The following is a 15,048-nucleotide window of genomic DNA, read 5'->3' as shown; positions in this document are numbered from 1 at the left end:
CCTTCTTCATGGGGACCTCCCTTTGAGCATCGCATTTTTATACTGTACATCATAATCTTGCCTATTGAATTTTTACTATACTCTATTTGTTTTTTATAATTATTAATATTTGACATGATTCTGGATGAAAATCTTAAATTTTTACATGACGATTTTTCACTAAAATTTTTCATTTAACTTAATTGATTTAAGGTAGATTTAAAATAATAGTTAGATATGTAAACTATATTTTAATCATGTATAACTCTTATTAAATTGAATGATTTTCCAAATTATTTATTTTAATTTGGAAGTATCTACATAAGAGGATAAAAATTTTTAATTTTAGTAAAATTTTATAAAAATTTACGAAAAATAAGATAATAATAATTAGAGTAAAAATAGAAAAATTGAAAAAAAATAGAAAATAATAAGATAAAAATTTGAAAAAATAAAATTTTAAAAAATAAGAAAATTAGATGTTTAAATTAAACATCTATAATTAATTCGTTTTGTTAATTTGTTTAGTTAATTTGTTTAATTAACTTGTTTAGTTATTGATGGCATCCTTGACCTTGTCAAAGAGTCCCTTTTTGTAGACTTTTATTTCGTCTCCACTGATTTCTCCAAATTGAATCAAGAGTTTTTTCTGTTCTTTGGAGAGTTTTTGAGGAACAACCACAGTAATGTTCACATAAAGATTACCTTTTCCTGCACGTCTCATGTAAGGCATACCTTGGTCTCTTAATCTGAATGTGGTTCCGCTTTGGGTTCCAGGTGGAATCTTAAGCTCGACTTCTCCATTGATGGTTGGAATGTCTACAGTGTCACCTAAACTTGCTTGGACGAAACTGATTTGCTTTTCATAGTAGAGGTTTGCACCATCTCTTTCGAAGTATTCGTGTCTTTTTATGTAAATCTCAACGTAAAGATCTCCATTTCCACCGCCAACATCTCCAACATTACCTTCACCAGAGACTCTTAAACGGTTTCCGCTTTCAACACCTGCTGGGATTTTGATGTTGAGGGTTTTGCTTTCCTTAACGGTTCCTCTACCTTTACAGTTGTGACATGGCTCCTTGATGATCTTACCGGTACCATTACATTCGCCACATTGAACAACATTCATGACTTGTCCAAATAAGCTTTGTCTGATTTGTTTTCTTTGACCGGTACCGCCACAGACCGGACAGGTTTCAACTTCACTTCCAGGTTCCGCTTTAGAACCGTCACAGACTGGGCAGAATACATCGTGTCTTACAGTGACTTCCTTATCAGCACCATTAGCCGCTTCCTCTAAGGTGATTTCGACTTCAGTGTAAATGTCGCTTCCTCTTCTTGGGCCGGAACTGCGAGACCTTGATCTGCCAGTGCCAAATCCGAATAAGTCGAAGATGTCTTCTATTCCACCTCCTCCAAATCCTTGGAAGATGTCTTCAAAGTTTACGTTTCTAAAGATATCCTCATTAGAGAAGCCTTCCATACCTGCATGACCGAATTGGTCATATCTGGATCTTTTTTCCTCATCAGATAAGACAGCGTAAGCTTCACTGATTTCCTTGAACTTTTCAGTAGCTTCCTCTTTCTTATCCTCTTCCACAACGTCAGGATGGTATTTTCTAGCTAATTTACGATAAGCCTTTTTAATTTCCTTCTCATCAGCGGTTTTGTCCACTCCGAGAACTTCATAATAGTCACGCTTCTCTGCCATTTCGTCACCTATAAACATTAATTGTAATTGATTATTTATTAATTCTTGATTTTTTTCAAAGATTTTTTTTAATGATTTATATTTATTTTTAAAAATAGTATTGAACTATTAATTAAAATTTAATTAAATTACCTAATCAGCAATTTTTTCATAAAATAAAATAATTTAATTAAATTTTAACTAATGATAAGTTACTAAATTAATTATTAGTTAATTTTAATATTTAAACTTAATTTAATTTACACAAGTTTTTGATTCTTTCTCTCGATTTTAAAATAATTTTATTAATAAAAAGAATTCTTTAGACATTAAAAGGTTGTAAGTGGCTAAGAAAAATCAAGGAGGAATGTCTAAAAGAATTCAATTTATTATTTCTATTTTTTGAGAGGTTATAAGTAAATATGACAAATCAAAAAATAAATAGATTAAAAATCTTATTAAAATATTTTAATAATCATTTTAATCTACCACTAATTTGATTCAAATCTATTTTTTCTCTTCGAATTCAGCATCAATAGTGCCGTCATCGTCATCTTGTGTGCCTGCTCCTGCGTTAGGATCAACACCTGCTCCTCCAGCTGCACCTTGTGCTGCTTGTTGAGCTGCTGCAGCTTCTTGGTAGATTCTTGCACCGATGTCTTGAACCACTTTGGTAAGTTCATCGGTTTTCTCTTTGATTGCTGCAATGTCATCGCCACTGATTAATTCTCTAAGTTCTGCAACTAATCTTTCAATGTTGGATCTTTCGTCATCAGAGACTTTGTCTTTGATTTCCTCTTCATTGATGGTTTTTTCTGCAGTGTAGATCATGGAGTCAGCGTTGTTTCTAACTTCAATTTCTTCTTGTTTCTTCTTGTCTGCTTCAGCATTCATTTCAGCTTCTTTAACTGCTTTTTCGATTTCTTCATCAGTTAATTTAGTTGAAGAGGTGATGGTAATTGATTGTTCCTTACCTGTTCCTTTGTCTTGAGCAGTTACATTGATAATACCGTTTGCATCAATATCGAAGGTTACTTCAATTTGAGGCATTCCTCTTGGTGCAGGAGGTATTCCCACTAATTGGAATCTTCCAAGAGTGGTGTTGTCTGCTGCCATTTTTCTTTCCCCTTGAACTACGTGAATGTCTACAGAAGGTTGGTTGTCAGCTGCAGTTGAGAAGATTTGAGATTTTTTAGCAGGAATTGTAGTGTTTCTTTCAATAAGGGTAGTTGATACTCCACCTAAGGTTTCAATACCTAAGGATAATGGGGTAACGTCTAAGAGAACTAAGTCTTTGATTTCTCCAGCGAGTACTCCACCTTGAATAGCTGCACCCATTGCTACACATTCCATTGGGTCAATTCCTCTTTCTACAGGTTTTCCAATGAAGTTTTCCACGAATTTTTGTACGATTGGCATTCTGGTAGGTCCACCAACAAGGATGATTTTATCAATATCATTTTTGGTCATTTTTGCATCGTCTAATGCTTGTTTGATAGGTTGACCACATTTGTTTACGATAGGATCTACTAATTCTTCTAATTTTGCTCTACTTAAATTGTTAATTAAGTTGTGAGGTTTGCCGTCATTTCCCATGCAAATGAATGGTAAGTTTACTTCACTTGTTAAGGTAGTGGACAATTCGATTTTTGCCTTTTCTGCTGCTTCTCTTAATCTTTGGACTGCTTGGTCATCAGTCATTAAGTCAATTCCGGTTTCAGCTTTGAACTGGCTTGCTAAGTAGTTCATTAAAGCGTTGTCCATGTCGGTACCACCGAGTTGAGTGTCCCCACTAGTGGATTGTACTTCAAATACTCCTCCACCAAATTCCATAATGGTTACGTCTAAGGTACCTCCACCTAAATCGAATACTAAAATGTTAACGTCATCATCGTCATCTTGCTTGTCGATACCGTAAGCTAAACTTGCTGCAGTTGGTTCGTTTACAAGTCTTACTACATCAAGACCTGCAATGGTTCCTGCATCTTTGGTTGCAGTTCTTTGGTTGTCGTCAAAGTAAGCAGGTACGGTAATAACTGCCTTTTCGATAGGTTCTCCTAAGAATGATTCTGCGTCTTTTTTGATCTTTTGCAAGATTTTTGCAGAGATTTCTTGTGGAGTGTATTGTTTGCCTTGGATAGTTACTTTGTAATCGGTACCCATTTTTCTTTTGATTGCACTGATGGTGTTTTCTGGGTTGGTAACAGCTTGTCTTCTTGCTGGTTCACCAACTAATTGTTGACCGTCTTCAGTGAATGCAACATAACTTGGGAATGCTTTACCGTATTGGCTTGCACCTTCTGCACTTGGGATAACGGTAGGTTTACCACCAACAAGTACAGATGCTGCAGAGTTACTAGTACCTAAGTCAATTCCAATAATTTTTTCTTTTTTAGTATCAGACATAGTTTTCACCTTTACATTTTGTTTTTAATAAAAGTTATTTTGATTTTTTAATTTTTTAATTTTCAAATATTTCAAATTTAAAATATTTTTTAGTTTTAAAATATTTGATTAAAGAAATTATTTTAATTTTAATTTTTATTTAATTTTAAAATAATTTATAAATATGAATTTTAATTATTTTTTATTATTGTTTTTATTCTTCTTTTTTAGCTTTTTTGCAAACTCTAACTTTAGAGTATTTGATTACCTTATCCTTTAAGGTGTATCCTTTCATAAGTTCATCAACGATTTCGTTGTTTTCATGATCTGGACTGTCTACAGTAAGCAAAGCTTCATGCTTGAATGGGTCGAACTTTTCTCCTACTGCAGGAATCTCTTCAACACCTTCCTTTTCTAAAGTATTTTTCATTTTAGAATAAATTAATTCCAAACCTTCTCTAAGTTCCTCTTCATTGGTTGAGTTTTCAAGAGCCCTTTCCATATCCTCATAGATATCAAGGAATTTTACAATAAGGCCTTCATTTGCATATCTTATTAGGTCTTGCTTTTGTTTTTCTCCTTGTTTTCTAAAGTTATCAAAGTCTGCTTGAAGTCTTTGAATATGGGATTTAAGCTCTATGATTTCTTCATCTTTCCTCTCAAGGTCTTTGTTTAATTTATCTAATTCGCTGTCTTCACCTTCATCTTCTTTTGATGGTTCTTCTTTGCCATCTTCTTGTGAAGACTCTTCTTTAGATTCAGAAGGGCTTTCTTCTTTTTCCTGAAGTTTGGATTGATCTTCCTCATCAATTTCTTCTTCAGATTTAGTTTTATTTTTCTTAGCCATTTATTCACCTTTAATGAATTTATCATAAAGTATTATAATAAGAGAAAGAGAGCGATAAGCTCCTTTAATATTTTGACTTTAATCAAAGAATTTAGATTTGGGATTTTCTATTATATGGGTTAATAGAAAAGTTTTATGATTTTTAGATTTAAGGTGTGTATTAAATCTAAGAAAATCTTTGTTTATAGTGTGATTTTTTTAAGAGGATTTTGAAATGTTCTTTGATTTGTGTTTATCCAGTTTGTTATTATTTATTAGAATTTTATAGGTTTCTTATAATAACTTTTTGAGTTTAGGCTATTTATCAAGAGAACTTTGATTTTTTGATTTGTTTAAGTTCTATTTTTAATGAATAACCGTAGGATTTAGATTTTATTTTGTCAATTTATATTAAAGTAACAAAATGTTATCTTTCTCTATACTTATTATAGTAACAAAATGTTATATAAAGATTTCGGTTTTTAGTAACAAAAAGTTAATATAATACTTATGCCCATATTTTAGTATAGAGATATTAATGAAAATATTAATTCAAATATTGTATAGGAATATCAATTATAAATAAATTGTAATATTAATATTAATTACTTTTTTAAAATTATGGAGGTCAAATTATGGAACATAACCAAAATCAACAGGATGTTGATATGGAAGCGATTCTTGATGTTATGGGATGTAAGACTAGACGTGATATCATGGATCTCTTAAGGGAAGAGCCAAGATTTGTTAGTGAAATATCTCAAGAGCTCCAAATAGGTCAGAAAGCTATCATTGAGCATTTAAGGGCTATGGAAGATGTCGGTATTTTAACATCTTCAACAAAAAAAGTGGTTAGAGGTCGTCCACGTAAGTATTATGATATGCCAAATGATGTGAATGTGCATATTACAATTACTAAAAACTCATTCAATGTATCTTTTTCTGAAGATTTATTAAATCCTCATAATGATATCAAACAATTGCCTTCTGGTGATGAGTGGTCTAAGTTATTGGATATTGAAAAGAGAATTGACCAAGGTCATACAGAAGCTATTGAGGAATTGAAAGCCCAAATACGTTTATATGACAACTTAAAGGAAAGAGCAGAATATATCTTAGAAAGAACTTATAATAGATATTAAAATTATTATATAATATTAGTATATTAATAGTATTTTATAGTTTATTATATTATTAATAGATATTTATTATAATATTCTTATTATTTTTTTATTTTTTTAATTTAATCATATTCAAAATCAGTATTCTATTTTTAAAAGTATTTTATTAGAGGTATTAACATGGAAGATTTTTTACAATTAGCAGAAGAGAGATACTCAGTTAGACATTACTCTCAAAAGGAAATTGAAAGCGAAAAACTAGATAAGATTTTAAGAGCAGCTCAAGTTGCACCTACTGCTGCAAATTACCAACCTCAAAGGATTTTTGTTTTGAAAAGTGAGGAAGCATTGGAAAAGGCAAGAACAGTAACTCCTTATTGCTTCAATGCACCTGTAGTTTTGCTTATCTGTTATGATAAGGATGTTTCATGGAAAGCAGTTGACGGTCATGATTCTGGTGTTGTAGATGCAAGTATTGCAATTACTCAAATGATGCTTGAAGCATGGGATTTAGGAATTGGATCAGTTTGGGTAAGAGGTTATGATAAAAGAGTTTTGGATGAAGTATTTGAATTGCCTTCAAATTTAGAATCAGTAGCTCTTCTTCCTATAGGATACCCTTCTGAAAAAGCAAGACCTGCTCCTCTTCATGCAAGAAAATATCCTATTGAACATTTTGTTAAAGAGCTTTAGGAATAATTGATTTTATTATTCTTTTTTTATTATTCTATTCTTTTTTTATTTTTTTATTTTTATTTTTATTATTATTATTATTATTATTATTATTATTATTTTTTAAAACGATTTTTTTATTATTTTAAATTAATTCCTGCAACAATTGCTTGTCCTAATGATACTGAACCATCTCCAGGACAGGAGTTGATGTGTTGAATGAATTCGAATCCCTCATTTTCCACATATTCCTTGATATGTGCTGTGATTGCCTCGTTGTAGAACACTCCACCGGTTGCACCAATTGTTTTGATTCCTTTTTCCTTAGCGGATTCTATAGCAAGCTTTGCAAGTCCAATGCTCACTGCCTTTTGACCTGCAACTGCTACCTTATTAAGGTTTTCTCCATCTTCAATCTTGTCTACAACATATCTCATTATTGCTGTAGTGTCAAGAATCATTCTTTTTCCATTTTCATCTTCGTATTCCTTGATGATAATTGGGAAATCCTCTAGAGTGTCCTCTTCCTTGTAATCATATGCATATGATTCCAATTTCATGGAAGCCTCTCCTTCATAAGTTCTTTCATCACAAATATGGAGTGCAGTTGAAACGGAGTCAAGAACTCTTCCTGTACTGGTGTTTATTCCAACATTGAGATTGGTTTCCAATTGCCTGAATAGGCTTTTTATTTCGATCGCTCCATGTTGGAAAGAGTCAATGTAATTCTTGTTCAAGAGTTCCTTCACATAATCTTCAGTGTACTTTTCACTTTCGTAGTCACTATTAGGGTTAGACAATATTGCTGCAAGCATTCTTGCAGGATATTTGGTACATAAATCTCCACCAGGCATCTTTTGAGGCATTAGGGATGCTGTTCTCTCATAGTCTCCAATATTTGTGTATAATATTTCTCCTCCCCAAGAGTTGCCGTCTCCACCATATCCTACTCCGTCAGCAGCTATAATGATCATCTCATCATTTGAGCTGTTTTCATTATAATGGTCATTCAATAGTGAGATTCCATGAGCATGATGGTGTTGAACCTGTATCAATGGGCAGTCATATTCCTCTGCATATTCCCTTGCAAGCTTTGTGGTGAAGAATTGAGGATGCAAATCGCAAGCTATTGCATCAAAACTGTCTGTTTTTGTAATCCTCATCATATGCTTGATTGCTTCCTGAAGGAATTCATAGGTTCTGTACTTGTTTGTATTTCCAATATGCTGTGATACATATGCCTTTGAGTTCTTGAGGATTGTAAATGTTACATCAAGCTCTGGTCCAAGTGCAAGAATATTGAGATTGTCAAATTCCGGATTGAGATTTGTGTATTTTCCCTTCAAGTCATAAGGCTCTGGTGTGTATCCTCTTGAACGTCTAATGAATGCTAACTCATTGTTTCTGAATCTTGCTACAGAATCATCGCATCTGTTCAATATTCTTCTGTTGTGAATTAGGTAATAGTCAGCTATTGTGTCGAGATTTTTGAGTATTTCCTCATTTGTAATCATCATTGGCTCTCCAGGAACATTTGCTGAAGTCATGATGTAAGCTGGAGTGTCAGTATGATTGAATAGAAGATGATGGAGCGGTGCATAAGGTAACATCACTCCTATATTGTGCAATCCTGGTGAAACTGACTGTGCAAAATCATAGTTTTCACTCTTCTTTAGGATTACAATAGGTCTTTCCTTTGACAATAATGTTTCCTCTTCAGCATCTGATACAATTGCATATCCTTTAACTGTTTCAATGTCTGGACTCATAACTGCAAATGCCTGATTTTCTCTTCCTAACCTTTCCCTTAAAAGGTTTACAGTGTCCTCAAGCATTACATTTGCCACTAAGTGTGTTCCTCCAATTCCCTTGATTGCAAATATCTTTCCTTCATCGAGGAGTTTTGCGGTTTCTTCCAATGGGTCTTCGCAATCAACCTTAACTGGAGTTTGATCATCATTCTTATACAATTCCAAAGATGGTCCACAAACTTCACAACAGCTTGCTTCTGCATGGTAACGTCTGTCTAATGGGTTTTTGTATTCCACCTCACATTCATCGCATAATGGGAAGTCATCCATAGTGGTCTTATCCCTGTCATATGGAACGTTTTCAATTACAGTAAAACGAGGTCCGCAATCGGTGCATGCATTGAATGGATAATTGTATCTTCTGTTGTTTGGATCGTTTATCTCTTCCAAGCACTTATCGCAGATTGCCAAATCTGGTGGAATGACGGATGTTCCAGAGAAACTGTCTGAACTTTCCTTGATTGTAAAATCAGCATATTTTTCATCATTTGCAAGCTCTTCAGTTTCCAGATTGTTTATTTTAGCTATTGGCGGAAGCTCATTCTGGAGTTTGAATATGAAATCAGTTATTTTCTCGTCTGAACCTTGGATAATTATCTCTACAACATTTCCCAAGTTTCTGACATAACCTGCCAGTTCCAATTCAGTAGCTATCCTATATACGAAGGGTCTGAATCCTACTCCCTGTACAATCCCTTCAACCAATACCTTTTCCGTTTTCATGGTCACCATCTAAAATAAAATCATAAATAAAAATTAATATTCATAAAAAATATCATAATTAATATTCATAAAAAATATCATAATAAATAATCAATATAATAATTATATATTATAGTAATTATAAATCTTTTTAATATAATATTTTCGATTGAGATTAAGATTTAATAAAATTTTAAAAATCTATTTCAATAAATTTTATAATGTTTGTGATAAAATGAAAGAAATTCTTAAAAGTCTTGCTGAAGGCAAAATATCAATTGAAGAATGTGAGACTCTTTTAAAGGCTGAAAGCATTCGCCAATTAGATGATGTGGCTCAAATTGACACTTCCCGTAAGGATAGGACTGGATTTCCTGAAGCTATTTTAGCAGATAGCAAGGATTATGATGATTTGCTTACTATCATCAAAAGATTTTTTGAAAAGCAGGAATCTGATACTGATTCAATTGAATTAAAAAACAATATCATTATTACAAGATTATCCAAAGAAAGGTATGAATCATTGGAAAATGATTTAGATTATCTTCTTGAAAAGGGAATCAAGTTTGATTACAATAAGAGAGCTAAAATTCTTATTATCTATAAGGATTCTTTAGTTGACTTCAATTCTGAATACGGCAAGGTAGGGCTTTTGACTGCTGGAACCTCTGACATTCCAATAGCTGAAGAAGCGAAAGTCATCGTCGAACAGGGTGGATGTGAAGTCATCAGTTCCTATGATATTGGTGTTGCAGGAATCCATAGGCTATTCCCACAGATTGCCCACATGGTTGAAGAGGATGTCTGTGCGTTCATTGTCTGTGCAGGAATGGAGGGAGCATTGCCTTCTGTAGTTGCAGGATTGGTGGATGTTCCTGTAATTGCTGTTCCAACATCTGTAGGATATGGAATCGGTGCAGATGGAAAGGCGGCATTGTATTCAATGTTGCAGTCTTGCGCTCCCGGTTTGGCTGTTGTCAATATTGACAATGGATTCGGTGCAGGAGTTTGCGCTTTGACAATTGCAAAAAATATTGCTAAAAAGGTAAGAATGTCTAAGGAATAGTCATTTTTTATTTTATATTTTTTATATTATTTTTTATTATTAATTTTGATTATTCAAGTGTGATTATTTTAATATTTTAATTATTAATTCTGATATTGGTGTTTGTATTGATTTTTAGAGACTTCGATCCAGAAATTCATGATGTTTATAAAGTGGCTGAATTAATCTATGATGTTGATTATAGAACATTCAAGCATGTTTTCAAGTCAAAGGAAGAGGGTGTTGAAGCCATTAAAAACAGATTGCTTTTGATTGATTTTGCAGAAGATGCCGAAGTGGATGAAAATGATTTGTTCTATGTCTTCTTTGATGATGATGACACAGAGGAAAAGGAAATCATCGGAATGTTCAATGGTGGAAAAGGAGTACAGCATTCCCTTTTTGGAGATATAAAAAATCAATTCAGAACCCTTAAGTTCTCTGAAGCATTAGGTCTTTCCAAAGTCTCTTTTATGGATAATTTCGTTTTGGTTGATGTTGAAGATGATGACTTCTACATTTGCGAATTGGCAATCTGCTCAAATCAAAGGGGAAAAGGTTATGGGACAGAAGCTTTGGACCAATTGATTCAGCTTGCAAAGGATTTGGATTGCAAAAGAGTGGTTTTGGATGCAGACTTTAGAAATGATGGTGCATTCAGATTATACAGCTCTAAAGGATTCAAGATCTTCAATAGAAAATCCTTCGGTGTTCCTGGTAAAAAAAGAGGGATGCGAAATATGGAGTTAATTCTCAAATAGTTATTTAGCTATTATTTTTAATTTTTTAATTCTTAATTTTATTCGTAATTATTCAAACTAATTATTCTTTCATAAAAAAAGAAGATGATTATTGAAAGAATTATTTTCTTCTTCTTTCAAATTCTTCTAGAATTTCATCAAATTCCACTCCTTTGTATGCTAAAAGGAGCAATGTATGAAATATCAAGTCAACAGATTCATAAATCAAATTCTCATCATTTTTAGAAGCGATGAGAGTTTCTCCACATTCTTCAGCTATTTTTTCAAGAATCTTATCCTCTGCCTTTTTATTGCTGTCTTTCATGATATTGGAGGTGTATGAATCTATTGGTGAATCTCTACGACTTTCCAATACTTCATAAACATCTCTTAAAATCTTGTCATCTACCATCAATTCACTTCCAATTATAATCAGTGTTTTTGTTGTGTATTTTTAATGGTTTCAGTTAGTGCAATCAATGGATGTTGATCGTCATCAATGATGGTTATGTCATTAAATGAATTCAATCCTTGCTTTTCAGCGGTTTTTTCCATACCTAACTTAATGTCCTTATGGAAATCCACAACATAGGAATCAATCTTATCCAAACCTAATTTTACAGAAGCCACTGCTCTGTGGTGTCCATCCACTAAAATGTATCTTTCTCCACTTTTAACTACAATGGTTGGTTCTGCCAATCCCTTTTCAAGTTCATAGGTTCTTCCTTGCAATTCATCTGCATAAACCCTATCCTGTGTAGGTCTAATTTTTTCTACAGGGACTTGCTCTCTTGTCAATGTGGTTTCAATGTCATAGAGCTTTTCCATGGTTTCCTTAAATGCATTGACTTTAGTTGGAGTTGATCTTTCAATATGTGACCTTACAATATCTGTGTTGGTCATGATTCCTTTTACATGTCTTTCCTTATCAACAACTGGAAGTCTTGAAATACCATGTCTGAACATAACTCTTGATGCATCGTTGATATGCATATCCTCTCTTGCAACGATTACATCTGTGGACATTATTCCACTGACTTGATCAGTTACCCAATCCTTTAGCAACAAGTCGTATGCAGTGATAATTCCAACGATTTGTCCCTCTTCATCAACAACCGGATAACCGTCGTGCTTTGTTTGCTTCATTAATTTAATAACATCATTATTGAGAGTATCATATTTTACTGTAAATACATCTTTTGTCATGTAGTCTCTTACTGTTGCCTTTTCTGTATCCATATTCACCCTCCCTTGTATTAAATTTTTGATAATTATAAATAGAATACTGAAGAATGTTTATTCTTCAAGCAATTCTTTTAATATTTTTACAGTTTCTCTTGGGTCAGCTTTTCCTTTGGTTAATCTCATTACTTGACCCATCAAGAAGTTCAATGCACCTTTTTCACCATTGTGGTAATCGTCTACAGCTTTAGGGTTTTCTTCAACCGCTTGTTTTGCTGCAGCTTGAACTTCATCATCTTTAACTACACCAATCAATCCTAACTCTTCAGCTATTTGTTTTGGAGTTTGCTTGTTGTTTGGCATTTGTTCAATGATTCTTTGACCTGCTTTTGTGGTGATTTCCTTATTCAATAGCATGTTCAAGAATTCAATCAAGTCATCTGCCAAGATTCCACTTTCTGCAAAGTCAAGCTTATTGTAAGTCAATACCCTTTTAAGTTCATCTCTCATCCATTTAGCTGCGAATTTAGGGTCAACTTCTTTAGCCACTTCTTCGTAGCATTGAGCTAAATCAAGTTCGGAGGTAAGAACTTTTGCAGATTCCTCATCGATACCATATTCTTCAACAAATCTTTTCACTTTGTTGTGTGGTGCTTCAGGCATCACATCAAGAACCTTGTTGATTTGGTCATCGCTGATTTTCATTGGTGGCAAATCAGGATCTGGGATGAATCGGTAGTCATCTGCATTTTCCTTATCCCTCATTGAAACGGTAATCATTTGTGATTCTAAGAAAGCTCTAGTTTCCTGTTTGACTTCACGACCTCTTTTCAAGAGATTTTTCTGTCTGATAACTTCGAAGTTCAATGCCTTGTATGCACCTTTAATGGAGTTGATGTTTTTCATTTCCACTCTGTTTCCACCATTGATGGAAACGTTTACATCTGCTCTCATGGTACCTTCTCCACGAGCTCCTCCACTGTATTCCAATACTCTGATAAGCTCTTTCAAGAAGTTACGTGCTTCTTCCGGTGAGTGCATATCAGGTTCAGTTACAATCTCGATAAGTGGAATTCCAGAACGGTTGAAGTCTACAATACCTCTATCCGGTTTGTATTGTCCAGGATCCTCTTCCATGTGAATTTCTCTGATTCTTACACCATTCAATTCACCTTCGTATCCTATAGGAACAGAAGTTTTCTGATATCCGCAAGGCAAGTCAGGATAATCGTAGTGTTTTCTCATGAAATAAGTAAAGTTTTTATCAATTTTACAGTTAAGCATCAATGAAATCATTAAAGCGTTTTCAATAGCTTTTTCATTGGTTGGAAATGGTTTAGCACCTGGTTGGTTTAAACATACTGGGCAAACGTTGGTGTTTGCTGGTGCTTCTTGATAGTTTGTTGGACAGTTACAGAATAACTTTGAATCGGTTTCAAGTTGTACGTGAATCTCAAGTCCACACATCATATTTACGTCTATATTAATCCCTCCAAGGATTTTTAAATATTATGTTTAATTGTTTTTTTTAATTAAATAAGAATAAGTAGTTAATAGAAATAAGCAGTTAACTTAAGAAAAGTTATTTAAAAGTTATGTTAATTAACTATAAATTCATATTATGTTAATTTATGTACTATTATATTTATAAAGATTTTCTTTATATAAAATATTAGATATTAAAGAATTATTAATAGAATTATTAAAAGAATTAAAAAAATAAGAATTATTTATATTTGTTTTTCAAGGAATCCTTAATGTATCTTTTAATGTATTGATCCAATTCTGGACTGATTTCACTTTTTTCAGGACCTAATTTGCTTTTGTCTGTAAATGTTCCCTTAAGGGTTCTTCCAGTCCATTTGACCTCTTCCTCAACCCTTTTACCGTATTTAGTACCAAACATCTTAAAGAGTGGGAACTTAGTTATTCCATTAGCTCCGCTTAGGATGAGGATTCCTATATTCGCCAAGTTGTCAGTCCATGTTCCACAGATGATTTCCAAGTCTGGGAATTCAAGCCTTATTGTAGAGACTACCTTAGCATAGTATAATGATGCCGGTTGGGAACTGTTTACATATTCAGTTTCCGGATGAGGATTTAATGAATAAAAGATCACTCTATCAATTTTATGTTCTCTGATGTAGTCCTTTAGGTATTCCACATCTTCAAAGCTTTCTCCAAGGCCTAAGATTATTGTAATCGCTTTTTTGAATCCCAAGTCTCCGGCCTTATCCAACATAGCACTGATTTGGTCCAAAGGCTTGCTCGGGCAAACTGTCTTTTGAAACTCTGGATTTGCAGCTTCAACAGCACCTGTGATTCCTTTTATCTCAGAGCCGTATTCTTCCAATTCAGAGGTGATTCCAGTGTTCAGCCAAACTCCGTCCCCAGTGATTGAGTGTATGTTTTCAGCTATTGACTTGATTTCTGAAGTGGTGAATGATTTGTATCCTCCAGATAGGAATTCTATATTCCATCCGAGTCTGCTGCACATTTCCGCTTCTGCCAATATATTGTTCACTCTACGTTTTGCTTTAGTGGGATCCTTGATCTTGTTTTTTTGAGTGCTCATATAGCAGAATTTGCAGTCTCCCTTATCACACCACCATGATAAAAAAACAGCCCTTTCTAAGCTTATTTCAGTATATCCCTTCTTTAAGCTAAGATTGTTTGCTTTGGTGATTAATTCAAGTGTTTCAATGCTGTTAATATTATTCATGGTTTCACCTTGTTTTTCTTCCTTTCGTTCTTCTTTCTTTAATAATTTATATTTATTCTCATATATTAAATTTTTATATTAGATTTATAAGATTTATATTAGATTTATATTAGATTTAATTAAATTTATATTAGATTTATATTAGATTTATATTAGATTTAATTAAATTTATA

At 33.2% G+C, this 15,048-nt stretch carries 12 protein-coding genes; 4 read left to right on the top strand and 8 right to left on the bottom strand.

Annotation, left to right across the window (positions count from 1 at the left end):
• Nucleotides 1-529: 529 nt before the first annotated feature.
• From dnaJ to Q0409_RS04765, 3 genes are all read right to left on the bottom strand, one after another.
• Complete coding sequence (gene dnaJ, locus Q0409_RS04775; RefSeq protein ID WP_298535647.1) at nucleotides 530-1,690, bottom strand: molecular chaperone DnaJ; 1,161 nt, start codon at nucleotides 1,688-1,690, stop codon at nucleotides 530-532.
• Nucleotides 1,691-2,176: 486 nt separating this feature from the next.
• Nucleotides 2,177-4,075, bottom strand: coding sequence for a molecular chaperone DnaK (gene dnaK, locus Q0409_RS04770; protein WP_298535645.1), 1,899 nt, complete (start codon nucleotides 4,073-4,075; stop codon nucleotides 2,177-2,179).
• A 193-nt stretch (nucleotides 4,076-4,268) separates the two neighbouring features.
• Complete coding sequence (locus Q0409_RS04765; RefSeq protein ID WP_298535643.1) at nucleotides 4,269-4,901, bottom strand: nucleotide exchange factor GrpE; 633 nt, start codon at nucleotides 4,899-4,901, stop codon at nucleotides 4,269-4,271.
• A 614-nt stretch (nucleotides 4,902-5,515) separates the two neighbouring features.
• On the opposite strand from Q0409_RS04765, the gene Q0409_RS04760 reads away from it, so the two are divergent.
• Together Q0409_RS04760 and Q0409_RS04755 are read left to right on the top strand one after the other, a co-directional pair.
• On the top strand, nucleotides 5,516-6,022 hold the full coding sequence (locus Q0409_RS04760; protein WP_298535641.1) for an ArsR family transcriptional regulator: 507 nt from the start codon (nucleotides 5,516-5,518) through the stop codon (nucleotides 6,020-6,022).
• Between the two features lie 159 nt (nucleotides 6,023-6,181).
• A complete protein-coding gene (locus Q0409_RS04755; RefSeq protein ID WP_298535639.1) occupies nucleotides 6,182-6,694 on the top strand; it encodes a nitroreductase family protein in 513 nt (170 codons plus the stop codon).
• Between the two features lie 119 nt (nucleotides 6,695-6,813).
• Here Q0409_RS04755 and hypF read toward each other — a convergent pair whose 3' ends face one another.
• Entirely contained in the window at nucleotides 6,814-9,207 is a 2,394-nt protein-coding gene (hypF, locus tag Q0409_RS04750) for a carbamoyltransferase HypF (protein ID WP_298535637.1), read from the bottom strand.
• Between the two features lie 214 nt (nucleotides 9,208-9,421).
• On the opposite strand from hypF, the gene larB reads away from it, so the two are divergent.
• Both larB and Q0409_RS04740 read left to right on the top strand, forming a co-directional pair.
• Nucleotides 9,422-10,252, top strand: coding sequence for a nickel pincer cofactor biosynthesis protein LarB (gene larB / locus Q0409_RS04745; RefSeq protein ID WP_298535636.1), 831 nt, complete (start codon nucleotides 9,422-9,424; stop codon nucleotides 10,250-10,252).
• 98 nt (nucleotides 10,253-10,350) lie between these two features.
• Complete coding sequence (locus tag Q0409_RS04740; RefSeq protein ID WP_298535634.1) at nucleotides 10,351-10,992, top strand: GNAT family N-acetyltransferase; 642 nt, start codon at nucleotides 10,351-10,353, stop codon at nucleotides 10,990-10,992.
• A gap of 100 nt (nucleotides 10,993-11,092) precedes the next feature.
• Here the strand turns inward: Q0409_RS04740 and hisE are convergent, their stop codons facing one another.
• The 4 genes from hisE to Q0409_RS04720 form a co-directional block, all read right to left on the bottom strand.
• Nucleotides 11,093-11,383 (bottom strand): phosphoribosyl-ATP diphosphatase, encoded by a 291-nt coding sequence (gene hisE, locus Q0409_RS04735; RefSeq protein ID WP_298535632.1) that lies wholly within the window; start codon nucleotides 11,381-11,383, stop codon nucleotides 11,093-11,095.
• Nucleotides 11,384-11,403: 20 nt separating this feature from the next.
• Complete coding sequence (locus Q0409_RS04730; RefSeq protein WP_298535630.1) at nucleotides 11,404-12,210, bottom strand: CBS domain-containing protein; 807 nt, start codon at nucleotides 12,208-12,210, stop codon at nucleotides 11,404-11,406.
• A gap of 57 nt (nucleotides 12,211-12,267) precedes the next feature.
• Complete coding sequence (gene gatB / locus Q0409_RS04725) at nucleotides 12,268-13,623, bottom strand: Asp-tRNA(Asn)/Glu-tRNA(Gln) amidotransferase subunit GatB (RefSeq protein ID WP_298535628.1); 1,356 nt, start codon at nucleotides 13,621-13,623, stop codon at nucleotides 12,268-12,270.
• A 256-nt stretch (nucleotides 13,624-13,879) separates the two neighbouring features.
• Entirely contained in the window at nucleotides 13,880-14,875 is a 996-nt protein-coding gene (locus tag Q0409_RS04720) for a radical SAM protein (RefSeq protein WP_298535626.1), read from the bottom strand.
• Nucleotides 14,876-15,048: the final 173 nt, after the last annotated feature.

Origin of the sequence: uncultured Methanobrevibacter sp., assembly GCF_937898925.1 — an archaeon.
GTDB lineage: Archaea > Methanobacteriota > Methanobacteria > Methanobacteriales > Methanobacteriaceae > Methanobrevibacter.
The sequence above is the reverse complement of the archived record's forward strand: the minus strand, read 5'-3'. Positions and strand labels throughout refer to the sequence as shown.